Source organism: Candidatus Marivariicella sp. (assembly GCF_983056325.1).
Window position 1 is genome coordinate 46,701 of sequence record NZ_CEZOWA010000001.1, and the last position, 23,464, is coordinate 70,164.

The following is a 23,464-nucleotide window of genomic DNA, read 5'->3' on the forward strand; positions in this document are numbered from 1 at the left end:
TTAACCTATGTTATATTATTTTTTCGAATTTCTTGAATATCAATATAAATTTCCAGGATCAGGTTTGTACCAATTTATATCTTTCAGAGCAGCAATAGCAATGATAATTTCTTTGGCATTCTCTTTATTTTTTGGTAAAAATATAATTACATATTTATCTAAACTCCAAGTAGGTGAGTCAATTCGTGATCTTGGGCTTGATGGTCAAAATGAAAAGGCAGGCACTCCAACTATGGGAGGGATCATAATTATTTTTTCTACCATAATCCCTGTTTTGCTTCTAGCGAAATTAGAAAATATATACATAATAATTCTTTTAATAACTTCCTTATGGATGGGACTCATAGGAGGTATAGATGATTATATAAAGGTTTTTAAAAAAAACAAAGCGGGTCTTAAGGGAAGGTTCAAAGTAATTGGACAAATTATTCTTGGAATATTTATTGGCTCTACTTTATATTTCCATTCAGATATTACTGTCCGTCAAAAACATGAAATTTCTGATATTTCAAATATTGAAAATGAAAACCCTTTTTCTGCTGAAGAAAAAGCTTTGGTTACAAATATTCCACTGATAAAAAACAATGCATTCAATTATTCCAGTTTAATTACTTGGATTGATAAATCATTGGTTAGCTATACCTGGATTATTTTTATACTAATTGTAATTTTTATAATAACAGCAGTTTCAAATGGGGCTAATTTGACAGATGGTTTGGATGGTCTTTGTGCAGGAAGTTCAGCTATAATTGTTTTTGTTTTAGGGATATTTTCTTGGATTTCTGGTAATTTCATTTTTGCTGATTATTTAAATATTATGTACATACCTCATGTAGGAGAAATAACAATTTTTATTGCTGCATTTTTAGGAGGCTTAATCGGATTTTTATGGTACAACACCTATCCAGCATCAGTTTTTATGGGAGACACAGGTAGTTTAACTATAGGTGCAATTATAGCTGTAATAGCTTTAATTGTTAGAAAGGAATTACTAATCCCCTTATTATGTGGAATATTTTTTATAGAAACTGTTTCGGTGATTATTCAAGTATCCTACTTTAAATTAACTAAAAGGAAAAACGGAATTGGTCAAAGATTTTTTTTAATGTCACCAATTCATCATCATTTTCAAAAGAAGAATCATCATGAAAGTAAAATTGTTATTCGGTTTTGGATTTTGGGAATCTTATTCGCAATTCTAACAATAGTTACACTAAAAATAAGATAAATGAAAAAGAAATGTCTTGTATTGGGGGGAGGAATAAGTGGGGTAGGAACAGCACAGCTTGCAATTAAAGAGGGGTTTGATGTTTATGTATCTGATAGTGGCCAACTTGAAAAAGTCACAAAAGACAAATTTAAAAAATGGGGAGTTATTTGGGAGGAAAATGTTAATGAAACAGATCTAATTAAAGACTTAGTTTGGGTAATGAAGAGTCCCGGAATACCAAATGACTCGCTCTCAGTCTTAAAAGTTAAGAAATTAGGTATCCCAATTTTATCAGAAATTGAATTTGCTTCAAGATGCACAAATGCTAAAATAATTGGAATAACAGGAAGTAATGGTAAAACTACTACCTCAGAGTTAACATATCATATCTTAAAAAACTCTGGTCTTAATGTCGGTATAGCTGGTAATATAGGCACAAGCTTTGCTCAGCAAGTTGCCGAATACTCCTTCGAAATTTATGTTTTGGAATTAAGTAGTTTTCAGTTAGATGATATTATCGATTTTGCCCCAGATATTGCTGTAATAACTAATATAACTCCAGATCATTTAGAACGATACAATTATAATTTCAATGATTATGTAGCCTCAAAACTTAAAATCACTTTGAATCAATCTAATGATCAATTTTTACTTTTAAACGCCAATGATTCTGTTTTAATGGAGGCAGTTAACAATAAAAAAATTGCAGCAAAAAAACATCTATTTGGATTTGATTTAAATGGAGGCTCATCAACATCAATAAATAATAACAATTTTTTAATTAAACATGAAAACTCAAACACTATGATTTCAGCAAGTATATTTCCACTTAAAGGAAGACATAATTTACTTAACGCAATGGCTGGGTTAACTGTTGCATCAATATTAAAATTATCTAAAAATAATATTCGAGAAAGCCTATTAAAATTTAATGTTCTACCCCACCGACTTGAGTTTGTTTTAAAAATTCAAGATGTTAATTATATAAATGATTCTAAAGCAACTAATGTCAACGCAACTTTTTATGCTCTGGAAACTTTAAACACAAAAGGGGTTTGGATTGTAGGGGGAGTGGATAAAGGTAATAATTATGAGCAATTACTTCCTCTGGTTAGAGAAAAGATAAAAGCCATAATATGTCTTGGAAAAAATAATCAAAAATTAATTGATGTTTTTAGTGAAGTAGCAGATGTTTTAGTTGAAACAGAATCCATGGAAGAGGCGGTCAAAATAGCACATAACATTTCCAGAAAAAAAGAAACAGTTTTATTGTCACCCGCTTGTGCAAGTTTTGATTTATTTAAAAATTTTGAAGATCGCGGAAATCAATTTAAAAATGCAGTAAGAAATCTATGAGTTTAACCAATAAAAATTATTGGATTAAAGGAGACCTAGTCTTGTGGTGTGTTATAACTTTACTAGTTATTTTCTCATTTCTACCAGTTTTTAGTGCAAGTTCAAATCTTGTATATGTAATAGGTAAAGGAACTCCTTTCGGATATTTATTCAAACATTTTATTATAATGTTATTTGGTTTCTTATTATTGTATTTGATTCATAGGATTCCATTCACATACTTTAAAGGTATTTCTGTTTTGATGATGCCTGTTGTTTTTTTGTTACTTGTATACACATCTTTACAAGGAAATGTTATTAGTGGCGCAAATGCAAATAGGTGGATTGAGATTCCCTTATTGGGTTTTGGGTTTCAAACATCCAATATTGCTTCTATTATTTTAATGATTTATGTTGCTAATTATATTTCAAAACCTAATTATAGTTTTTCTAACTTTAAAAATTCGTTTTATTTTTTGTATGTACCTGTTGTTATTGTTACTATGTTGATTTTTCCTTCAAACTTTTCAACTGCAGCTATACTTTTTCTTATGGTGCTGGTTCAGCTTTTCATTGGTGGACTTCCATCAAAATATCTTTTATATCTCTCTGGATTCATTTTTGTTATGATTTTAATATTTTTTCTATCCACAAAAGCCTTTCCTGAACTAATCCCAAATAGAATTGACACATGGGTTAGTAGGATAGAAAATTTTAAATCAGATAAAGGAGATGGGAATTATCAAATCGAAAGGGCCAAAACAGCAATAGCTTCAGGCGGTATATATGGACAAGGTGCAGGCAAAAGTGTTATGAAGAATTTTTTACCACAAAGCTCTTCGGATTTTATTTATGCTATAATTGTTGAAGAATACGGGCTTATTGGAGGAGTGTTTTTAATTTTGTTGTATCTGCTTCTCCTATTTAGGTTAGTCGTTATCATACATAAAACTTCAAGTTTGTTTGGAAGACTTTTAGTTGTTGGTTTAGGAATTTCAATTGTTTTTCAAGCTTTTATTAATATAGGGGTTAATCTTAAAATTTTCCCAGTAACTGGACAAACACTTCCTCTTGTAAGCAGTGGCGGTACCTCTGCTTGGATGACATTTATTGCATTGGGTATGATTTTAAGCGTAAGTGCAACTAATAATAATTCTAAAAACCTTATAAATAAAAATAATCCTTTAGCTATACTAAGTGAAGAAAACTAAATATATTATTTCAGGAGGTGGAACAGGGGGACATATTTTTCCTGCAATATCAATTGCTAATGAAATTAGGAGAATTAATCCAGACTCAAAAATTTTATTTGTTGGATCATATGGCAAGATGGAGATGAAAAAAGTTCCAGATTCTGGTTTTGAAATAATAGGCCTCCCAATAGACGGATTTCACAGATCATTTTTATTAAAAAATATATTATTTCCTTTCAAACTTTTTATTAGTGTTATAAAGTCATTTTTCATAGTTATTAAATTTAAACCCGATTTAGTAATTGGTACAGGGGGTTTTGCAAGTGGTCCTGTTTTATTTGTTTCTCAAGTAATGGGTTACCCTTCTATAATTCAAGAACAAAACTCATACCCTGGAATTACAAATAAGTTATTAGGTAAAAAAGCAAAATTCATATGTGTTGCCTACAATAAAATGGAAAAGTTTTTCCCAAAGCACAAAATTATAATTACAGGAAACCCAGTCCGAAAGGACATAATTGAAAACAATATAAAAAAAACAGAGGCTATACAGTTTTTTGATTTAGACCAAAAAAAGCCTATTGTAGGAATTGTAGGAGGTAGCTTAGGTTCTCAAATGATTAATAAGGTTATAAATGAGAATATCAAAACTTTTAATGATTTAGGAATTCAGCTAATATGGCAATGTGGTAAACTATATTATGACAGATATAAGCATCAACATAACCAAGTAATAAAGGTTTTGCCCTTCATTACTAGAATGAATTTTATGTATAGATCCATTGATGTTTTAATCTCAAGATCAGGAGCTTCAACTATTTCTGAAATTTGTATTACGAATACTCCTTCGATATTAATACCCTCTCCAAACGTTGCGGAAAATCATCAATACAAAAACGCCCTTAAGCTATATGAATTAAACGCAGCTGAAATGATTGAAGAGAAAAACCTTGAAGCAAAATTCAAACCAGTTTTAACTGAATTTTTGCAAAATGATTTATTAAGATCTAAAATGAAAAATAATTTAAAAAATTTATCAAAACCTAATGCAACTAAAAACATTGTTGAAATAATTAAACAAATGATAAATTGAAAAACATTAAAGCGTATTTTTTGATTGGAATTGGTGGTATTGGGATGTCTTCTCTAGCTCAATATTTAATTTTTAAAGGATTCAAAGTTTATGGATATGATAGATCTTCTTCAGAAATAACAAATCTTCTCCAAGTCAAGGGTGTTGAAATTGAATTTTTATTTAATGAATCGATAAAAAGTTTGAATAAAAACTATGTAAAAAGTGAAATTAAAATTATTTATTCTGCAGCTATCAAAATACAAAATCCAATTTTAAAATATTTTATTTCAAATGGACATATGCCCCTTAAAAGGTCGACTTTTTTAGCTTCAATAGTTAACAAAACTGAATCTTATGCTATTGCTGGAACACATGGAAAAACTACAACAAGCGCAATTTTAACTCATATTTTTAAGACTATAAATATTTCTTTCTCTGCTTTTGTAGGTGGAATAATGTTACCAGAGAAAACTAATTTTATCTATAATGGATTTAAAAGAACAGTTGTAGAAGCTGATGAGTTTGATAGGTCATTTTTAAAACTTAAACCATTTACAGCATGCATAACTTCGATAGATGCTGATCATTTAGATATTTATAATGATCATGAATCCTTAAAAGACGCATTTTTCGATTTTTCCAAGAAAGTTGAAAGTAAACTAATTGTTCATCACTCAATTCCATTTGACGGCCTGTCTTATGGACTTAATGTTAAAGCAGATTATGTTTTTGAAAATTATAGTCTATTTAGTGGTGGATATATCGTTGATATTAAAACTCCAGATAAAAATTTCTCAAATATTTTTTGTAAAGTAACGGGTAAGCATAATCTCGAAAATATGTTAGCGGCTCTTGCACTAGCTCATCAATCAGGTCATGATTTAGATGAAATTATTTCAACATTAGGTAGCTTTAAGGGAATTTTACGAAGAATGACAACTCATAAGATTGATGACAAAATTTTAATTGATGATTATGCCCATCATCCAACTGAAATAGCTGCTGTAAATAATACATTAAGAGAGAAATATCCAGATTCTATTATAGAAGTAGTATTTCAACCACATTTATTTTCAAGAACAAGAGACTTTCTTGGTGACTTTGCTTCTGAGTTATCGAAATTTGATAGTGTGAAATTGATGGAAATTTATCCTGCTCGAGAAAAACCAATTATTGGAATAGAAAGCAATAAAATTATTAAAATGATTACATCAAAGGCAGAGATTTTGGAAGTTAAAGATTTTAATAAAAATTTAAACACAAGTAACGCTGATATTATTGCAGTATTAGGTGCGGGAAGTATTGGTGTATTTATGACTGAATATTTAAAAACTAAATCTATATATGTTTAAAGAAAAATTATTTCTTGGACTAACAGCTGTTTTATTAATCTGTTCAATTTTAATTTCTCAGTTGATTTTTATTAATAGGGTTAGTACTTTAGTTAATATTTCATTTTTTGATAATAATCCTTTTTTTCTTAATGATTCTATAGTTAATAAATTGTTGATACAAAAGCGAGATAATAAAGAAAATCATTCAAATCTTAAACTAGATTTGAATGATATAGAAAAATATTTGGATTCATACCCTGGTGTAAGAAAAGCAGAAGTGTTTCTTAGTGTTAGCGGGATTACTAATGTTAAAATACATGAAAGTTCAGCCTTGTTAAGAATCCAAAACGAGAGTTTTTATATAGATACTTTTGGTGACAAAATTCCGTTTTCAAAAATGTATTCTCCAAAAGTACCTGTTTATAGTGGTGTTTTTAAAAATGAAAATTTGAAAAATTTAATTAATATAACTAACTCAATAAATATAGATACTTATTTAAAATCAGAATTTGTTGAAATATGGAATAGTAACCTTGGTTTTTCAATTAGACTTAGAAACTATGATTTCGAAATTTTCTTTGGTGATATAAAAAATATTAATAAAAAAATAATTAAGCTAAAAGCTTTTTGTGCATACAATAACATGAATAATTTTGATAAAAAACCAAAAAAAATTGATCTGACGGTTTTTGATCAAGTTATTTCGATACACTAATTAAAATGAAAAAAAATACTTCAGTTGGATTAGATATAGGTACTACTAAAATTGTAGCTATGGTAGGGACCCGAAATGAATTTAACAAGGTAGAGATTCTTGGAATTGGAAAGTCACAAAGCTTAGGAGTTCATAGGGGAGTTGTAAATAACATTACCCAAACTATTAAATCAATTCAACAGGCTGTTGATGAAGCAAAAACTGTATCTGGAACTGAAATTGAAGAAGTTGTTGTGGGGATTGCTGGTCAGCATATAAGAAGCTTGCAGCACAGTGATTATATCTCAAGAAATAATCCAGAAGAAGTAATTGATGAAAATGATATTGAGAGACTGATTCAACAAGTTTACAAGTTGGTAATGTTACCAGGTGAAGAGATAATACATGTTCTGCCACAAGAGTATAAGGTAGATGGTCAAGCTGATATAAAAGAACCTATTGGGATGTATGGAGGAAGATTAGAGGCGAACTTTCATGTTGTTGTAGGGCAGGTTTCGTCAATAAAAAACATTGGAAGATGCATAAAGAGTTCTGGCTTAAGAGTGGTTGATATTGCTCTTGAGCCCCTTGCTTCTTCTGATGCAGTTTTAAGTAAAGAAGAAAAAGAAGCTGGAGTCGCCTTAATTGATATAGGTGGAGGTACAACCGATTTAGCAATTTTTAAGGATGGTATTATAAGACATACAGCCGTTATACCATTTGGAGGTAACGTTATTACTGATGATATAAAAGAGGGGTGTTCAATAATTGAAAATCAAGCTGAACTTTTAAAAGTTAAATTTGGATCAGCTTGGCCTGGAGAAAACAGAGACACTGAAATTGTTTCTATTCCTGGCTTGAGGGGGCGAGATCCAAAAGAAATTTCATTAAAAACATTATCTAAAATCATCAACGCTAGAGTTGTTGAAATTATTGAGCAAGTTTTTTTAGAAATTAAAAATTATGGTCATAGTCAGCAAAAAAAGAAATTAATTGCAGGTATTGTATTAACTGGGGGTGGAAGCCAACTAAAACACATAAAACAATTAGCTGAATATATTACTGGTATGGATACTCGTATTGGTTATCCAAGTGAACATTTGGCAGGAGATTCAAGTAATAATACCAGTCCAATGTTTTCTACTGCTGTTGGACTTTTGATGAATGCTCTAAATAGTTCAAATTCAGTTAAGGTAAATAACGAGAATAATTCTGAAGATATAAATGATTTAGATATTATAGAAACTGATATTAAAATCAATTTAGATAAAAATAAACCCAAAAAATCAAGTTTTGATAAATGGGTAGATAAGTTCAAAGAGTTTTTAGATAATGCATAAATAAATTTTAGTAAAATGGATTTAGAAAATAGTACAAGCTTTAGTTTTGATTTACCCAAAAATAAAAGTAATGTGATAAAAGTTATTGGTGTTGGGGGAGGAGGAAGTAATGCTATTAATTACATGTTTCAACAAGGGATAAATGGTGTTGATTTCGTTATATGCAATACTGATGCTCAAGCCCTAAATCAAAGCTCAGTACCAATAAAAATTCAATTAGGAGCAGCTCTAACAGAAGGTCTAGGTGCTGGTGCAAATCCAGAAGTAGGGGCTAAAGCTGCACAAGAGAGTTATGATGATTTGAGGAGTCTCTTAAATACGCAAACAAAAATGATCTTCATTACAGCAGGAATGGGAGGAGGAACTGGAACAGGTGCTGCTCCAATAATAGCTAAAATGGCAAAAGAACTTGATATATTAACAGTTGGGATTGTTACAATGCCATTTCAGTTTGAAGGAAAGCTTAGATTAGATCAAGCTCAAAAAGGACTTGAAAATATTAAATCTGAAGTAGATTCTTTAGTTGTAATTAATAATAATAAACTAAGAGAAGTATACGGCAATCTCGGATTTAAGGCTGGTTTTGCAAAGGCAGACGAAGTTTTGTCAAAAGCAGCTAGTGGAATAGCAGAAGTTATAACTCACCACTATACTCAAAATATTGATTTAAAAGACGCTAAAACCGTATTAACTAATAGTGGATCTGCAATTATGGGTTCAGGTGTTTCTAGTGGAACAAATAGAGCTCAAGAGGCAATAGTTAAAGCCTTAGATTCCCCTCTGCTTAATGATAATAAAATCACAGGAAGTAAAAATGTTTTATTATTAATAGTGTCTGGTTCTGAAGAAATTACAATTGATGAAATAGGGGAAATAAATGATTATATTCAATCAGAAGCAGGTAACAATACTAATATTATTATGGGTGTTGGTGAAGATGAGAGCCTTGAAAACGCAATATCAGTTACTATTATTGCAACTGGTTTTGATATTGACCAGCAAAATGAAATTGTAAATACGGAATCAAAAAAAATCATTCACACACTTGAGGAAGATCAGAAAATGGAACATATTCTAGTTACAAGTGATATAGATACTAAAAATAATTACTCAAAAGACTCAAGTTTTAAGGATGAGTTTGAAGAAGCTAACCATTCTGATCAAATCAAGGATATCGATAATAGTGAGGGTAGTTTAGAAATACTTTTGACTGATGAAATAAAAAATATAAATATTGCTTATGAAGAAATCATAGGAAATGAATCTCTGGATTTTGACATAAGTGAGACTAAAGAACATAATGAAATATTAAAAAATACTGAATTAGATTTTAAAGATAATTCGGTATTCTTTGATGAAAATACCAAGTCTCCAAATTCACTAGACACATTAAATTTGCAATTTGAAGGCAATTTTATTATAAATGATATAAGTGAGAATATTAAATCGCTCGAAGTAGTTGATGAAGAACTATTAGATGTTGAAGAAAAAAATCAAACAACTTTTGACTTTGGAATACCTTTAAGTAGAATTAAAGAAAATGATAATACTCTCTTAAATCCAACTGTTAAAGATATGATTACTAGGGAGGAAGAATATTATGATGATACTGTAAAATCAAATTTTAAAGAATTTAAAAATAAAAGTGAGTCTGAAAATTTATTCCATAACGAACTGGATACTCATGAATTTCAAGAAAGAAAAGAAATTAATCACTCTAAATTATTAGATATTAAAGTTAACGATCCAGAATATATTAATAATCATAAAAGTCCATTTGAAAAAACTATTTCAGAATCATCTACTTTTGAAAATAAAAAAAGAATGGTGCATCTTAAGGAATTCAACTATTCATTTAATAATTCAGGCAAGGTTGACGAGATGGAGAAAGAGCCAGCTTATAAAAGATATGGATTGATCTTGGATGAACCAAATCAAATCGAAAATTCTCATAAAATAATCGTTGAAACAGATGAAAATAACGATATCCAATTGAAATCAAATAACTCTTTTCTTCATGATAACGCTGATTAATAATTTAAACAAAATCTTATGTCTTTAGAGGATAATATCACAAATCAAATAAAAACTGCAATGAAAGCTAAAGATGTAATTCGACTTGAGGCACTTAGAGCAATTAAGTCATCTTTAATCCTTTTTAAAACTGAAGACCGAAATCATGATATATCTGAAATCAAAGAAATTGAAATTCTCCATAAATTAGTTAAGCAAAGAAAAGATAGTGCTGAGATATATAGAAATCAAAGAAGACTTGATTTAGCGGAACCTGAAGAAGCACAGGCAATTATTATTTCAGAGTTTCTTCCTAAGCAACTCTCTGATTCAGAAATTGAAGTTGTAGTACTCAGAGTAATAGATGAAATTAGTGCTGATGGAATGAATGATATGGGTAAAGTAATGAAAATTGTTTCTACTAAATTATTAGGTAAAGCAGATGGGAAATCAATTTCAAACATTGTAAAGAAATCATTATAAAAAATATACTTAGACTTCGGTCATCTCGAGTTAAACCTTGATTCGTTTTACCTTCGTCATCTCAAGTCATTCTCGATTTAAATTTCAATAATTTTATCATTTTCATAATAATTTGCATAAATCAGTTTAATTCTCCCTGTACTTTGTAAATTTATAATCTAAATGGGGTAGTAGTTCAACTGGATAGAATATCAGATTTCGGCTCTGACGGTTGGAGGTTCGAATCCTCTCTACCTCACTAAAATTGTTCCTCAAGGTTTTTTTTTCACCATGAGTTTTTTTATCTAAAATATGCTGTTTATTTAAATATAATTTTTTGATTCTCTTTGGACATTTTTTTTAGAAATTATTTTGAAGGTGTAAAGAATGAAACTTTTGTGAATACACAATAAGTTATAAAAAACAAAAAAATTATTATTATTTCAAGATTTACAAGGTAAATTGGCCATTCACCAATAATTAAAAGATTATTTACTTTTGGCGGAGAATTTACGTACATATAATTGGATTTCAAAAATGAATTCAATGGAATAAAGATTAGACCAATTATAGTTAGATAAATAACTGATCTCAACCAAGATAATCTTCGTAATTTAAAATTTAAATAATAATACAGATAAAGAGGAATTATTATGATTAGTCCATGACTTATAAAATATATAATATATTGAGTTAAGCTTCCGTCATAATCATTTAATTGGGGAGTAATTATTGCTACAGCCCCACCTATGACCCCCCCGTAGAAGTTAAATTCAAATAGATCTTTATTGGAACGAATTAACAAAATGAAAATAGAAATTATTCCATTTATACTACACAAATGTAATGGAAGATGTTCTTTTATATTCCAAATATCAAGAAACAATAGATAAAAAAAATGAAATATTGTAATTAAAAACAAAACAAAACACAATAATTTTACAATTAACAGATTGTATTTGTGGCTTAAACATTTACCAATAATTAAAAAGAATATGATAAAAGATGCAGATATTAAAATGTTGGTTATCCATTCATTTGATAAAAATTCAATGGTGTAAGCGTCTATTAATAGCACTAATTAACAATTGACGTTAGGTTGCGAATTGTATTTACTGGATTGTTTGATTTGAAGATGTAACTACCAGCAACAAGGATATTCGCTCCAGACTCAATTAATTTAACTGCATTTTGATCAGTTACTCCTCCATCAATTTCAATATTAGCATTTGACTTTTTTAATTCAATTAGTTTTTTCAACTGATGAATTTTTTCAAATGTATTTTCAATAAATATTTGACCTCCAAATCCAGGATTTACACTCATCAGACATACTAAATCAATTTCATTTATTATAGAATCCAAAACATTAACTGGAGTGTGTGGATTCAGTGCAACCCCAGCTTTCATTCCATTATTTTTGATTTCTTGGATTGTTCTGTGAAGATGATTGCATACCTCATAATGAACCGTTAAAATCTCTGCATTATGATTTGCGAATGTTTTAATGTATTTATCAGGCTCAACAATCATTAAGTGAACATCGAGAGGTTTAGTAGCATATTTATTTATTGAATCAAGTATAGGCATACCAAACGAAATATTTGGAACAAAAACACCATCCATTATATCAATATGAAACCAATCGGCATCACTCTCATTAATCATTTTGCAATCTCTTTGCAGATTTCCAAAATCAGCTGCAAGAATAGATGGAGCTATGAGGTTTTTCATAATTTTTTTTATCCAAGATAAGTTTTTAAAATTTTACTTCTTGAAGTGTGTTTGAGACGTCTTATAGCTTTTTCTTTAATTTGTCTTACTCTTTCTCTGGTTAAATCAAAAGTTTCACCTATCTCTTCTAATGTCATAGCGTGTTGATTCCCTAGGCCAAAGTACAATCTAACCACATCTGCTTCTCTAGGTGTTAATGTTTCAAGAGCACGCTCAATTTCTGTACGTAATGATTCATGAAGAAGAGCTCTGTCTGGGTTGGGAGACTCTCCAATATTTAGAACGTCATATAAGTTAGAATCCTCACCTTCTACCAAAGGAGCATCCATAGAAACATGACGCCCTGAGTTTTTTAATGATTCCTTAACATCATTTATAGTCATATCAAGTTCCTTCGCAATCTCTTCCGGAGAAGGTTGGCGTTCGTGGGCCTGCTCTAAGAATGCATAAGTTTTATTAATTTTATTAATTGAACCAATTTTATTTAAGGGTAATCTTACTATCCTTGATTGTTCAGCAAGAGCCTGAAGAATTGACTGACGTATCCACCAAACAGCATAAGAAATAAATTTAAAACCTCGAGTTTCATCAAATCTTTGAGCGGCTTTTATTAATCCTAGATTACCCTCATTTATAAGATCTGGAAGGGTCAATCCTTGATTTTGATATTGTTTTGCTACTGAGACAACAAAACGTAAATTAGCTTTTGTAAGTTTTTCCAAGGCAAGTTGATCACCAGCTTTTATTCTTTGGGCTAATTCAACTTCTTCTTCGGCAGTTATTAGATCTACTTTGCCAATTTCTTGAAGATATTTATCTAAAGAAGCGGTTTCTCTATTGGTGACTTGCTTTGTTATTTTTAATTGTCTCATATTATAATTTATGTTATACTTTTTATACGTAATAATCATATAAAGGTTTCATTAAACAAAAAAAATCTCCATAAAATGGAGATTTTTTGAATAAACAAGTTAAAAAGATTTTACTCTTTTCTTTGAGGTCGATCTAATAGCGCTTTTCTTGAAACTTTCTCTTTTCTTGTTCGAGGGTCAACTCCAAAATATTTGACTTCTAAAATATCACCAAGTTTCAGAACATCACCTACATTTTCAGTCCTTTCCCACGCAATTTCACTTACATGAAGTAAAACCTCATTTCCAGGGGCATCATTATACTCAACAACAGCTCCAAAATCTAAAATCTTAATAACCTTAACTGAATAAGTATCTCCTTTAACTGGTTTGAATAGTAAAGAATCTATTTTAGTTAATACAGATTCAATTCCTTCTTGATTAGTTCCAAGAATTTCAACAATTCCTTCTTCAGTTTCAGGATCTTCATTAATAACTATTGTACAGCCTGTCACTTTTTGAAGTTCCTGAATAACTTTACCTCCTGGCCCAATAAAAGGACCTATATATTCGTTAGGTATTCTTCTAGTGACCATTTTAGGTGAATGTGATTTAACATCAATATTAGGTTTTTCAATCGTTTCAGTAATTTTATTTATAATATGGAGCCTTCCATCTTTAGCTTGCTTTAATGCTTTCACTAATATCTCGTATGGAAGTCCTTTAATTTTAATATCCATCTGGCATGCAGTAATACCATCCGATGTTCCAGTAACTTTAAAATCCATATCACCTAGATGATCTTCATCACCTAATATATCACTTAAAACAGCATATCTATCTCCATCTGAAATTAGTCCCATTGCAATACCAGAAACAGGTCTTTTAATTTGAACACCTGCATCCATTAATGCCATTGTCCCTGAACAAACAGTTGCCATCGAGGACGAACCGTTTGATTCTAAAACTTCACTAACAACCCTAACGGTATAAGGACAATCATCAGGAATCATTCCTTTTAAACCTCTTTGAGCTAAATTTCCATGACCAACTTCTCTACGAGATGTTCCTCTTAAAGGACGGGCTTCACCAGTACAAAAAGGTGGGAAGTTATAATGTAAATAGAAATTTTCCTCACCTTCATAAGAAGGCATATCAATTTTATTTGAATCTCTTGATGTTCCCAGAGTCACTGTTGCTAAAGCTTGAGTTTCTCCTCTTGTAAAGATTGCAGATCCATGAGTAGAAGGTAAGTAGTCTACTTCACACCAAATGGGTCTAATTTCATCTGTTTTACGACCATCCAAACGAACTCCTTCGCTTAATGTTAATTCACGAATAGCTTCTTTTTCAGTTTTTCTGTAATATCCTCCAATTAAGTGTCCAAATTCATCAATTTCTTCATCAGAAAATGAAGATTTAACCTCCTCTTTAATTTCTGCAAATGCAGTACTTCGTTCTGATTTAGAAGTCCCCTTTTTAGCAATTGCATAACATTTTTCATAAGCCATCTCATGAATGCGTTTTTCTAAATCTTCATTTGTCTCAGCACTATCGTATTCACGAACTTCTTTTCTTCCAAAAGCTTCAGCTAAACGTAATTGAGCATCAACTTGTACCTTAATAGCCTCGTGAGCAAATTTTATAGCATCAGCCATTTCTTCTTCAGAAATTTCTTTCATTTCTCCTTCTACCATCATAACTGAATCAGCAGAAGCTCCAATCATCATATCAAGATCAGAATCTGCTAATTGGGCACGAGACGGGTTAATGATAAAGTCACCATTTACTCTGGCTACTCGAGCTTCAGATATTGCACATTCAAAAGGGAAATCACTTAATTGAATTGCTGCAGAAGCAGCTAACCCCGCTAACGCATCAGGCATAACTTCATCATCGTGAGACATAAGTTGAATCATTACTTGAGTTTCTGCATGATAATCTTTGGGAAATAGTGGGCGTAATACTCGGTCGACTAATCGCATTGTTAAAACTTCACCATCACTTGGTCTAGCTTCTCTTTTAAAAAAACCACCAGGATAACGTCCAGCTGCTGCAAATTTTTCACGGTAATCAACTGTTAGTGGTAAAAAATCTACATCTGATTGTTTGTAGTTAGATACAACTGTACATAACAACATAGCTTTACCCATTTGAACAACAACTGAGCCATGAGCTTGTTTTGCTAACTTACCGGTCTCTATTGATATTATACGTCCGTCTGGAAGTTTAACTTCTTCTTTATATATTTTTGGTTTCATTTTTCAAGGTTTTAATTAAGTGTTGTGTGTTATGCAACCAATGAAAAACTAAGGTGAAAACCCATTTAATTTTGGATTTATTTTCGTATTCCTAACTCTTTTATTAAAGAACGATATTTTTCAATATCTTTTGATTTTAAATAATCTAAAAGATTTCTTCTTTTACCTACTAAACCAACTAATGATCTCTCGGTATTAAAATCTTTTCTATTATTTTTTAAATGATTCGATAAATGGTTTATTCTGTGTGAGAAAAGGGCAATTTGTCCCTCTGTTGACCCAGTATTGGATTTAGATTTTCCATATTTATTGAAAATCTCTTCTTTTATTTCTTTTGTTAAATACATGCCAATATTATTTAAATGATTTTTATGTATGCTTAAAGCAGTTTGCGAATATAAATATTTTAAAATTAAGAATTTAAAATTATTCTCTAATTTTTTGATTAAGAATTAGATCTATATATTTATTTACTTCGTTTTTTATGTTACTTCTGTGAACTATGAAGTCTAAAAAACCTTTTTCTTTAAGGAATTCACTTGTTTGAAATCCATCCGGAAGGTCCTTACCTGTCGTATCTTTAACAACTCTTGGTCCAGCAAATGCAATTAGGGCTTTGGGTTCAGCTATATTTATATCACCCAACATTGCAAAAGAAGCTGTAGTTCCTCCGGTAGTTGGATCTGTACACAATGAAATGAAAGGTAATTTAGCTTCAGCCAAGTGTGCTAATTTTGCGGATGTTTTTGCCATTTGCATTAAAGAGGTTGCGGATTCCATCATTCTAGCTCCACCAGATTTAGAAATTATTAGCAAGGGAAGTGAGTTTTCTATACAATAATCAGTAGCCCTAGCAATTTTTTCACCAACAACAGAACCCATTGACCCACCGATAAAAGCAAAATCCATGCATGAAACTACCAGCTCTTTACCTTTTGATAATCCTACAGCAGTTCTAATAGCATCATTAAGATTAGTTTTTTTCTGAACATCTTTTATTCGATCTTTATATTTTTTATTATCTATAAAATTTAAAAAATCTTTTGGTTTTAGGTTTTTATCTAGTTCTGTGAATTCATTTTCATCAAAAATAATTTCAAAATACTCTTTACTTCCAATATGAACATGGTAATCGTCTTCAGGACTTACATAAAAGTTTTCAGCTAATTGCTGAGTTTCAACGATTTTACCTGATGGGGTTTTATACCATAAACCTTTTGGAATATCTTTTTTTTCCTCAGTTTTGGTAAGAATTCCTTTTTCACTTCTTTTAAACCAACTCATAATAATTTATAATTAATCTAATGTATTAACATTATTTAAATCTTCAAAAGCTTTCTCTAACCTAACTCGTAATGTTTCTTCTCCTAACCTCAGCCATTTTCTTGGATCATAATATTTTTTATTTGGCTCATCTGCTCCATCGGGATTTCCTATTTGCGAACGAATATATTCTATATTTTCAGTCATATAATCTCTAATTCCCTCAGTAAAAGCAAACTGCAAATCAGTATCTATATTCATTTTAATTACACCATAACCAATAGATTCTTTAATTTGTCCTGAAGAAGAACCAGACCCTCCGTGAAAAACAAAGTCAACAGTATTTTCAGGAAGATTATATTTTTTTGAAATGTATTCTTGCGATTTTTTTAAAATTGTTGGAGTTAATTTAACATTTCCAGGTTTATAAACCCCATGAACATTTCCAAAAGCTGCTGCTATTGTAAATTGAGAACTTACTTTTCTTAATTCTTCAAACGCATATGAAACTTCTTCAGGTTGTGTGTAGAGTTTAGATACATCAACTTCACTATTATCAACTCCATCTTCTTCTCCCCCAGTAATTCCTAATTCTATTTCAAGAGTCATGCCCAAAGGTTTCATTCTTTTGAGATAAGATTTGCATATTTTTATATTTTCTTCTATTGGTTCTTCAGATAAATCTATCATGTGAGAGCTAAAAAGAGAGCACCCATTATGTTTGTAATAATCTTCGCTTGCATCAAGAAGACCATCAATCCAGGGTAAAAGTTTTTTTGAACAATGATCAGTATGAAGAATAACATAAGCTCCATATAATTTAGCTAACTCATGTATATGTTTTGCACCTGCAACTGATCCTGCAATTGCAGCTTTTTGATCTATATTTGAAAGACTTTTACCTGCATTAAAACAAGCACCTCCATTAGAAAATTGAATTATAATTGGACTATTTAATTCTGATGCTGTTTCTAAAACTGTATTTATTGAATTTGATCCAATAACATTTACTGCTGGAATGGCAAAGTTTTTTGTTTTAGCAAATTTAAAAACTTCTTGGACATTTTTTCCAGTAATAACACCAGGAGGGAAGGATAAGTTCATAAATATATTTTTAGTAAAATTATAAATTTAAATTAGAAAGGGTAGTTAATACCAATATTAAATACTGCCTGTTTTAATGAAAACTGGCTTAGCCATCTATTTTGTTTATCAAGAGAAGGATTATAAGTTTTAAATGCGGTATCAAATCTAAAAATAAAAAAATCAAGATCGTATCTTATTCCAAAACCAGAACCTACTGCAATTTCACTTAAGTCGGATAGATTATCAAAAGTAGCTTCTGGATCTTTTATATTATCAGCTATATTCCAAATATTTCCAGCATCTATAAATAATGCTCCTTTTAATGGTCCTAGTAATGGAAATCTATATTCTAAATTAGTTGATATTTTTAAGTTTGCTTCATTAAATTCATTCCTGTTGTTATTAGTTCCAGGCCCAAGTTTATATGCTTTCCATGCCCTATTGTCGTTTGCCCCTCCTGCAAAGTAGGATCTAGAAAAAGGTATATTTGTTGAGTTTCCAGTTGGCAAAGCTATTCCTCCAAAAAATCTAAATGCCAAAATTCGATCTCTTCCAGTTTGAAAATGTTTAATATAATCTATCTCAGTTTTTACATATTGAGATGGTGATACTCCGTTAATAGTATATTTTCCTTCATCATTTTTTTCAGAAGAGAATTCTAATATTCTATTTAAGAAATTTCCAACCCATTCAATTTTCCATTTTAATTGATAAAAATCTTCATCTATTATGCTTTTTTGACTATTTATATTCAAGCTCAACGAAGAACCCAAAATTAAATTATTTGTGGTAAGACGTTGTTTTCTTTCACTTATGCTGTTAACTCTATCTAGATCAGATTGATTATTAAGTTGTAAACCCCCACTCTGAATTTTTTCAATAAAAGAATCTGCCCCATCAGGAATAGTTAGATTTCCATCACTATTCATAAATTGACTGGTATTAACAGTATTTATTGCTATTTCATTTAGCCTATCGTATGAATTTTTATAAACATTAAAATAATTCTCAATATTTTTATTGTTAACAAACTCTAAATCAATAAGTTTAAAACTTATATTTTGTGTTTTTTTTGGACTCCATTTGTAATCATAACTGCTTCCAAAATATTGTTTGTCTAATCCTATGTTTTCTTGAAGAGTTGTTCCAAAAGTTATTTGAGTATTAGGATCCATTTCTCTAGGGATAAACTTCTCAAAAGATATTGGTAAGGGAGAAATAATTTTTGGAAATTTTATTTTAATATCTGCTCCAAGCTCGAATAGATTAAAAAATCGATCATTTTCAATAGCAGAATTTCTTGAAGCTCCGAGAGTACTTTTAATTCTAAAGTCTAATATTTCGGTTCCTTTAAAAATATTTCTTATACCTGTATTAATTCCTAAGCCCATTCCCAAATTTTGAATATTTGAATGAGAAATATCAAAATCTATCCCTAATGAAAATCTCTCTTTGGGAGTCAAAAAAATAGAAGCAATTAGTGTGGTGTCTGAATTTGCCTCGTATGTTATGCTAGGATATTTAAAATTTCTCAAAGAATTGAAATATCGATAGGTGTTTTCTCTATCATTATCGCTGTATAGCTCTCCGCTGTTTATGAAAATAGGATCAGTGATTGATTTATTTTTATATTTTAATTTTTCTTTTGAATTAATTTTAAACCCTTTATAAAAGGATTTAAAATCATAATTTAAATTAGTATTATCTAAAGATTCTATATAAATATATATGGAATCAATGGTATGTTTTCTGTAAACTATATCTTGTAAAGTATCATTAATTCTTTTCCGAATTGGATCGATCTCTATAATAATATTAATCATTTTATCTTGCCCAGTACTATCAATTTTAGCAGTGAATTGAACACTGTTTTGCTGAAGATTGTAAACTCCATTGTTTCTATATAATTTTATTAATCTGTTTCTTTCTTTTTCAACTTTTTCAATATTAAATGGATTTCCAGACTTTAGATAGCTTTTATTTAAATTATTTAAAAACAAATCTTTCAATTCATTAGATTTTATTTTATCAATATAGTCTTCAATAATATAAACTTCCTTGGGTTCAACTTTGTATTTTATTTCTTTATTTTTTGTTTTTAAATCATTTATTTCAAAATTTGTTTCTACATCAAAATATCCTTTGTTTTTATAGAATTGATTGAGTCTTTTTACATTTTCCGTAATTAACATACTATCAACCAGGCTTGGCTTTTCCCCATTATTTTTCATCCAAGTATTTAATCCTATAAAATATTTTTCTAGCTGAAATAATTGCTTAGGAGATAAAAACGAACTCAATCTTTTCTTTCTTTTAGGTTTTTTATTTAGCCAATTTTTAAACTCCATATCTGGAAATTCTTTCGATAATTTATATAATTGAAGTTTAAGAGGAATTCCTAAAAAATAGGTGTTTGGTTTTGGTGAAATTAATTGATTAACAGTTTCACTAGATTCTTCTTCATCATAAATAAATAGTCTGTTTTCAAACAAAAGATTAGAATCTCTTTTTAATAACTTTTCACTACCACAACCTGTAAATAATACTAAAATAAAAAGTATGTTATGTAGTTTTGGCACTATATAGTTCAATTGCATTAAATTTATAATCAAAAATACATTTTTTGAATGGTTACGAAAAGTCTTATTAATCAAATACAAAACCTAAAGAAAAAGAAATTTAGACAAAGGTCAGATCTTTTTGTTGCAGAGGGTGAAAAAATAGTCAACGAATTAGTTGAAGAAAACTTCTCTTTCTCTTTTTTATTTACTACAGAAAATAATTCAATTTTGCCCGCTAGTGTAATTCTTAAAAATGAAATGCAAAAATTAACTCATTTAAAGAATGCAAGTAATTATCTTGGAGTTTTTAACAGACCTCAATATAAAAATACCAATAGTAATAAATCAAATACAACTATAGTTTTAGATTCAATTTCTGATCCTGGGAATTTTGGAACAATACTAAGAACATGTGATTGGTACGGAATTAAAGATGTATTTTGTAGTAAAAATTCCGTTGATTGTTTTAATCCAAAAGTTGTTCAATCTTCAATGGGTTCTATTTCAAGAGTAAGATGTCATTATTTAGAATTACCATTATTTTTAAAATCATCAAAACTCAATATATATGGGGCACATTTAAAAGGAAGTTCAATCTATGATTTGAACTTTAAAACAAAATCAATTTTTGTTTTTGGTAATGAATCTAATGGTATTTCTTCCGAGGTGAATAAGACAATTGATACTCTTATCACAATTCCCAAAAATAATTTAAAGATTGATAGCCTAAATGTCGCTTCCTCTGTTGCTGTTATTTTGGGAGAGAGATTTAGACAGATTTCTTAATTATTCAAATGTAAGATTTATTATAAACCCTCTTGTAAACATATTTTTCAAATTTCCAGTCCATGGACTTGTTAAATCATTATCTTTTATTAGTTCATTCTCCATTGAGAAAATCCCTCTAATTGATGGAGAAAATTTAAAATAATATAAATAAAAATCAAACCCCAAACCCAACTCATAGTTGAAGCTTTTGGGAACTGTTCTGAAAACATTACTCGAATTGTCGTCAGTATTTTTTGAATTACTAGATAAGTTGTAATCAGCAGAAACACCAAAAGTTATGTAGGGCTTAAAATTATTTATTCTTTTTGCACTCATCTTTATGAGTAATGGAATATGAATATAAGTAGATTTCACTTCTCTTAATTGATCATTTTCAGATGTAAAACTTGGCAGACCTGGATACCTTAAATTGCGCTGAGCATAAATTAAACCTGGCTCTATTCTTAAATTAAAAAACTTATTTATTCTAAGATCTCCGATCAGTCCTACATTAAACCCAGTCATTGATTCTACTTGAATATCAGGATAATTATTGATCCGATAATAATCTTTAATGTATTCGAATTTATAGTCGTATGAATTAACCCCAACATAATAACCATAATGAAGTAATTTTTCATCAAAATTTGGAAGATTGATTATCCTCTCTCTTAGAGTAGGATATTGAGCTTTAACCTCAAATATTAATAATGATAATATTAAAAAACTGTATGTTTTGTAGTTTATATTCAAATTTATTTAAAAATGTATCTCAATTAAGACTTCAAAAGTATTAAACCTATTAATCACTAAAATATTGTTGAAAATGTAATTTGATTTTAAAATTTAGCTTTTTTGATTTCATTTTCATCATAATTTAATAACTAACTATTTGAATTAGTATATTTGTAAAATAGTTTTGGCTACAAAAATATGAAAATAGTTATTGCTGGTGCTGGAGAGGTTGGATTTCATCTTGCTAAATTACTCTCTTTTGAGTCTCAAGATATAACACTTTTAGATGTCGATAAAGATAGATTACACTATGCTGAAAGCCATCTTGACATCAGAACAATCAGAGGTAGTTGTGTGTCTATAAAAGTGCTTCAGGAAGCTCAGGTTGGTGAATCTGATTTATTTATAGCTGTAACTTCAGAAGAAACAACAAATATTATTGTAGCCGCTCTGTCAAAACAATTGGGTTGTAAAAAAACAATCGCTAGAATTTCAACTTTAGAGTTTTTAAAAAAAAATGATACTATAAATTTTGAAACATTAGGAGTTGACGTGCTAATTTCTCCCGAAGCTCTAGCTGCAGAGGAGATTATGCAGTTATTAGATCAATCCGCATTCAGTAATAGCTATGAATTTGAAAATGGAGAACTAACCTTAATAGGGACAAATCTTGGCGACGATGCACTTTTTGTAGGAAAATCAGTAAAAGATTCTGCAAATATTTTTCCTGACTTACATTTTATGCCTATTGCATTAAAAAGAAAAGGAACTCAGCAAACAATGATTCCAAGAGGAGATACTATGTTCGAGGCTGGCGATACTGCTTTTTTTATAACATTGAAAGAAGGAGTAGAAGAGTTATATAAGCTAACTGGAAAAGAGAAGAAATCCATAAAAAAAGTAATGATACTAGGGGGTGGTAAAATAGGTAGAGGTACTGCAAGTGCTCTGTGTGACAATAAATTTAAAGTAACTTTAGTTGAACAAGAAAAAAATAAAGCATTTGATATTGCCGAATCACACCCTGAAACTCTCGTGATTCATGGAGATGGAAGAAGTGTAGAACTTCTTAATGAGGAGTCTATCGAAGAAATGGATGCTTTTATTGCTGTTACTGAAAATTCAGAAACAAATATCATGTCATGTTTAATGGCAACTTCTAAAAATGTTTCAAAGACCATAGCTTTAGTTGAAAACATGGACTATTTTTCCCTATCTCAATCAATTGGCATCGATACACTAATTAATAAAAAACTTTTAACAGCAAATACAATTTTTAGGTACATAAGAAAAGGAGAAGTTGTTGACATGACTACTCTTAATAATTTTAATGCTGAAATACTTGAGTTCATCGTAAAACCAGGATCCAAGGTGACAGGATTTAAAATAAAATATTTGGATTTCCCTAGAACTGCAACTATTGGTGGAGTAATAAAGTCTGGAGAAGGTAAAATTGTGCTGGGAGATTATGTAATAGAATCAGGGGACAGAGTTTTAGTATGTTGCTTGCATCGTTCAATAAAAAAAGTAGAAAGTTTATTTTCTTAAC

20 protein-coding genes and 1 tRNA gene are annotated in these 23,464 nt (G+C 29.8%); 12 read left to right on the forward strand and 9 right to left on the reverse strand.

Annotated features, from left to right (window positions below; all coding sequences use genetic code 11):
* Window positions 1-7: 7 nt before the first annotated feature.
* The 10 genes from mraY to AC3ATN_RS00285 all read left to right on the forward strand — a co-directional run bounded on the left by mraY (window position 8) and on the right by AC3ATN_RS00285 (window position 10,915).
* On the forward strand, window positions 8-1,228 hold the full coding sequence (gene mraY / locus AC3ATN_RS00240; RefSeq protein ID WP_487531176.1) for a phospho-N-acetylmuramoyl-pentapeptide-transferase: 1,221 nt from the start codon (window positions 8-10) through the stop codon (window positions 1,226-1,228).
* Complete coding sequence (murD, locus tag AC3ATN_RS00245) at window positions 1,229-2,566, forward strand: UDP-N-acetylmuramoyl-L-alanine--D-glutamate ligase (protein WP_487531177.1); 1,338 nt, start codon at window positions 1,229-1,231, stop codon at window positions 2,564-2,566.
* The gene (locus AC3ATN_RS00250; protein WP_487531178.1) at window positions 2,563-3,756 is read left to right on the forward strand and encodes an FtsW/RodA/SpoVE family cell cycle protein; all 1,194 of its coding nucleotides are present in this window, start codon (window positions 2,563-2,565) and stop codon (window positions 3,754-3,756) included. The genes murD and AC3ATN_RS00250 overlap by 4 nt, the downstream gene beginning before the upstream one ends.
* Window positions 3,743-4,831, forward strand: a complete 1,089-nt coding sequence (gene murG / locus AC3ATN_RS00255; RefSeq protein WP_487531179.1) for an undecaprenyldiphospho-muramoylpentapeptide beta-N-acetylglucosaminyltransferase — start codon at window positions 3,743-3,745, stop codon at window positions 4,829-4,831. Before AC3ATN_RS00250 ends, murG begins: the two co-directional genes overlap by 14 nt.
* Complete coding sequence (locus AC3ATN_RS00260; protein WP_487531180.1) at window positions 4,828-6,165, forward strand: UDP-N-acetylmuramate--L-alanine ligase; 1,338 nt, start codon at window positions 4,828-4,830, stop codon at window positions 6,163-6,165. The genes murG and AC3ATN_RS00260 overlap by 4 nt, the downstream gene beginning before the upstream one ends.
* Window positions 6,158-6,862, forward strand: coding sequence for a cell division protein FtsQ/DivIB (locus AC3ATN_RS00265; RefSeq protein ID WP_487531181.1), 705 nt, complete (start codon window positions 6,158-6,160; stop codon window positions 6,860-6,862). Before AC3ATN_RS00260 ends, AC3ATN_RS00265 begins: the two co-directional genes overlap by 8 nt.
* A gap of 5 nt (window positions 6,863-6,867) precedes the next feature.
* Window positions 6,868-8,181 (forward strand): cell division protein FtsA, encoded by a 1,314-nt coding sequence (gene ftsA, locus AC3ATN_RS00270; protein WP_487531183.1) that lies wholly within the window; start codon window positions 6,868-6,870, stop codon window positions 8,179-8,181.
* A 15-nt stretch (window positions 8,182-8,196) separates the two neighbouring features.
* Window positions 8,197-10,215 (forward strand): cell division protein FtsZ, encoded by a 2,019-nt coding sequence (gene ftsZ, locus AC3ATN_RS00275; protein ID WP_487531184.1) that lies wholly within the window; start codon window positions 8,197-8,199, stop codon window positions 10,213-10,215.
* 18 nt (window positions 10,216-10,233) lie between these two features.
* Window positions 10,234-10,677, forward strand: coding sequence for a GatB/YqeY domain-containing protein (locus tag AC3ATN_RS00280; protein ID WP_487531185.1), 444 nt, complete (start codon window positions 10,234-10,236; stop codon window positions 10,675-10,677).
* A gap of 164 nt (window positions 10,678-10,841) precedes the next feature.
* A tRNA-Arg gene (locus tag AC3ATN_RS00285) sits at window positions 10,842-10,915 on the forward strand.
* Window positions 10,916-11,023: 108 nt separating this feature from the next.
* Here the strand turns inward: AC3ATN_RS00285 and AC3ATN_RS00290 are convergent.
* From AC3ATN_RS00290 to tamL, 8 genes are all read right to left on the reverse strand, one after another.
* Complete coding sequence (locus tag AC3ATN_RS00290) at window positions 11,024-11,734, reverse strand: TMEM164-related integral membrane acyltransferase (RefSeq protein ID WP_487531186.1); 711 nt, start codon at window positions 11,732-11,734, stop codon at window positions 11,024-11,026.
* Entirely contained in the window at window positions 11,734-12,390 is a 657-nt protein-coding gene (gene rpe / locus AC3ATN_RS00295) for a ribulose-phosphate 3-epimerase (protein WP_487531187.1), read from the reverse strand. Before rpe ends, AC3ATN_RS00290 begins: the two co-directional genes overlap by 1 nt.
* Before the next feature lie 8 nt (window positions 12,391-12,398).
* A complete protein-coding gene (locus AC3ATN_RS00300; protein ID WP_487531188.1) occupies window positions 12,399-13,262 on the reverse strand; it encodes a sigma-70 family RNA polymerase sigma factor in 864 nt (287 codons plus the stop codon).
* 110 nt (window positions 13,263-13,372) lie between these two features.
* Complete coding sequence (locus AC3ATN_RS00305; protein ID WP_487531189.1) at window positions 13,373-15,502, reverse strand: polyribonucleotide nucleotidyltransferase; 2,130 nt, start codon at window positions 15,500-15,502, stop codon at window positions 13,373-13,375.
* A gap of 77 nt (window positions 15,503-15,579) precedes the next feature.
* Window positions 15,580-15,849, reverse strand: a complete 270-nt coding sequence (gene rpsO / locus AC3ATN_RS00310) for a 30S ribosomal protein S15 (protein ID WP_487531190.1) — start codon at window positions 15,847-15,849, stop codon at window positions 15,580-15,582.
* A gap of 79 nt (window positions 15,850-15,928) precedes the next feature.
* Window positions 15,929-16,786: an acetyl-CoA carboxylase, carboxyltransferase subunit beta gene (accD, locus tag AC3ATN_RS00315; protein ID WP_487531191.1), complete on the reverse strand. Its 858-nt coding sequence runs from the start codon at window positions 16,784-16,786 to the stop codon at window positions 15,929-15,931.
* A gap of 12 nt (window positions 16,787-16,798) precedes the next feature.
* Window positions 16,799-17,869 (reverse strand): class II fructose-bisphosphate aldolase, encoded by a 1,071-nt coding sequence (fbaA, locus tag AC3ATN_RS00320; RefSeq protein ID WP_487531192.1) that lies wholly within the window; start codon window positions 17,867-17,869, stop codon window positions 16,799-16,801.
* Between the two features lie 32 nt (window positions 17,870-17,901).
* On the reverse strand, window positions 17,902-20,442 hold the full coding sequence (gene tamL, locus AC3ATN_RS00325) for a translocation and assembly module lipoprotein TamL (RefSeq protein WP_487531193.1): 2,541 nt from the start codon (window positions 20,440-20,442) through the stop codon (window positions 17,902-17,904).
* A 36-nt stretch (window positions 20,443-20,478) separates the two neighbouring features.
* Here tamL and AC3ATN_RS00330 point away from each other — a divergent pair, with 36 nt between their 5' ends.
* The gene (locus AC3ATN_RS00330; protein ID WP_487531194.1) at window positions 20,479-21,198 is read left to right on the forward strand and encodes a TrmH family RNA methyltransferase; all 720 of its coding nucleotides are present in this window, start codon (window positions 20,479-20,481) and stop codon (window positions 21,196-21,198) included.
* On the opposite strand, the gene porT is transcribed toward AC3ATN_RS00330, so the two are convergent.
* Window positions 21,199-21,933, reverse strand: coding sequence for a type IX secretion/gliding motility protein PorT/SprT (gene porT / locus AC3ATN_RS00335; RefSeq protein ID WP_487531195.1), 735 nt, complete (start codon window positions 21,931-21,933; stop codon window positions 21,199-21,201).
* A 180-nt stretch (window positions 21,934-22,113) separates the two neighbouring features.
* Here porT and trkA point away from each other — a divergent pair, with 180 nt between their 5' ends.
* A complete protein-coding gene (trkA, locus tag AC3ATN_RS00340) occupies window positions 22,114-23,463 on the forward strand; it encodes a Trk system potassium transporter TrkA (protein ID WP_487531196.1) in 1,350 nt (449 codons plus the stop codon).
* The last annotated feature ends 1 nt before the right edge of the window (window position 23,464 follow it).

Excerpts from the sequence above, each read along its gene's own strand:
- rpe (WP_487531187.1), bottom strand. The coding sequence starts at position 12,390 with ATGAAAAACCTCATAGCTCCATCTATTCTTGCAGCTGATTTTGGAAAT.
- murD (WP_487531177.1), top strand. The coding sequence starts at position 1,229 with ATGAAAAAGAAATGTCTTGTATTGGGGGGAGGAATAAGTGGGGTAGGA.
- accD (WP_487531191.1), bottom strand. The coding sequence starts at position 16,786 with ATGAGTTGGTTTAAAAGAAGTGAAAAAGGAATTCTTACCAAAACTGAG.
- AC3ATN_RS00265 (WP_487531181.1), top strand. The coding sequence starts at position 6,158 with ATGTTTAAAGAAAAATTATTTCTTGGACTAACAGCTGTTTTATTAATC.
- AC3ATN_RS00300 (WP_487531188.1), bottom strand. The coding sequence starts at position 13,262 with ATGAGACAATTAAAAATAACAAAGCAAGTCACCAATAGAGAAACCGCT.
- AC3ATN_RS00305 (WP_487531189.1), bottom strand. The coding sequence starts at position 15,502 with ATGAAACCAAAAATATATAAAGAAGAAGTTAAACTTCCAGACGGACGT.
- rpsO (WP_487531190.1), bottom strand. The coding sequence starts at position 15,849 with ATGTATTTAACAAAAGAAATAAAAGAAGAGATTTTCAATAAATATGGA.
- AC3ATN_RS00280 (WP_487531185.1), top strand. The coding sequence starts at position 10,234 with ATGTCTTTAGAGGATAATATCACAAATCAAATAAAAACTGCAATGAAA.
- fbaA (WP_487531192.1), bottom strand. The coding sequence starts at position 17,869 with ATGAACTTATCCTTCCCTCCTGGTGTTATTACTGGAAAAAATGTCCAA.
- ftsA (WP_487531183.1), top strand. The coding sequence starts at position 6,868 with ATGAAAAAAAATACTTCAGTTGGATTAGATATAGGTACTACTAAAATT.
- AC3ATN_RS00250 (WP_487531178.1), top strand. The coding sequence starts at position 2,563 with ATGAGTTTAACCAATAAAAATTATTGGATTAAAGGAGACCTAGTCTTG.
- trkA (WP_487531196.1), top strand. The coding sequence starts at position 22,114 with ATGAAAATAGTTATTGCTGGTGCTGGAGAGGTTGGATTTCATCTTGCT.
- AC3ATN_RS00330 (WP_487531194.1), top strand. The coding sequence starts at position 20,479 with ATGGTTACGAAAAGTCTTATTAATCAAATACAAAACCTAAAGAAAAAG.
- ftsZ (WP_487531184.1), top strand. The coding sequence starts at position 8,197 with ATGGATTTAGAAAATAGTACAAGCTTTAGTTTTGATTTACCCAAAAAT.
- mraY (WP_487531176.1), top strand. The coding sequence starts at position 8 with ATGTTATATTATTTTTTCGAATTTCTTGAATATCAATATAAATTTCCA.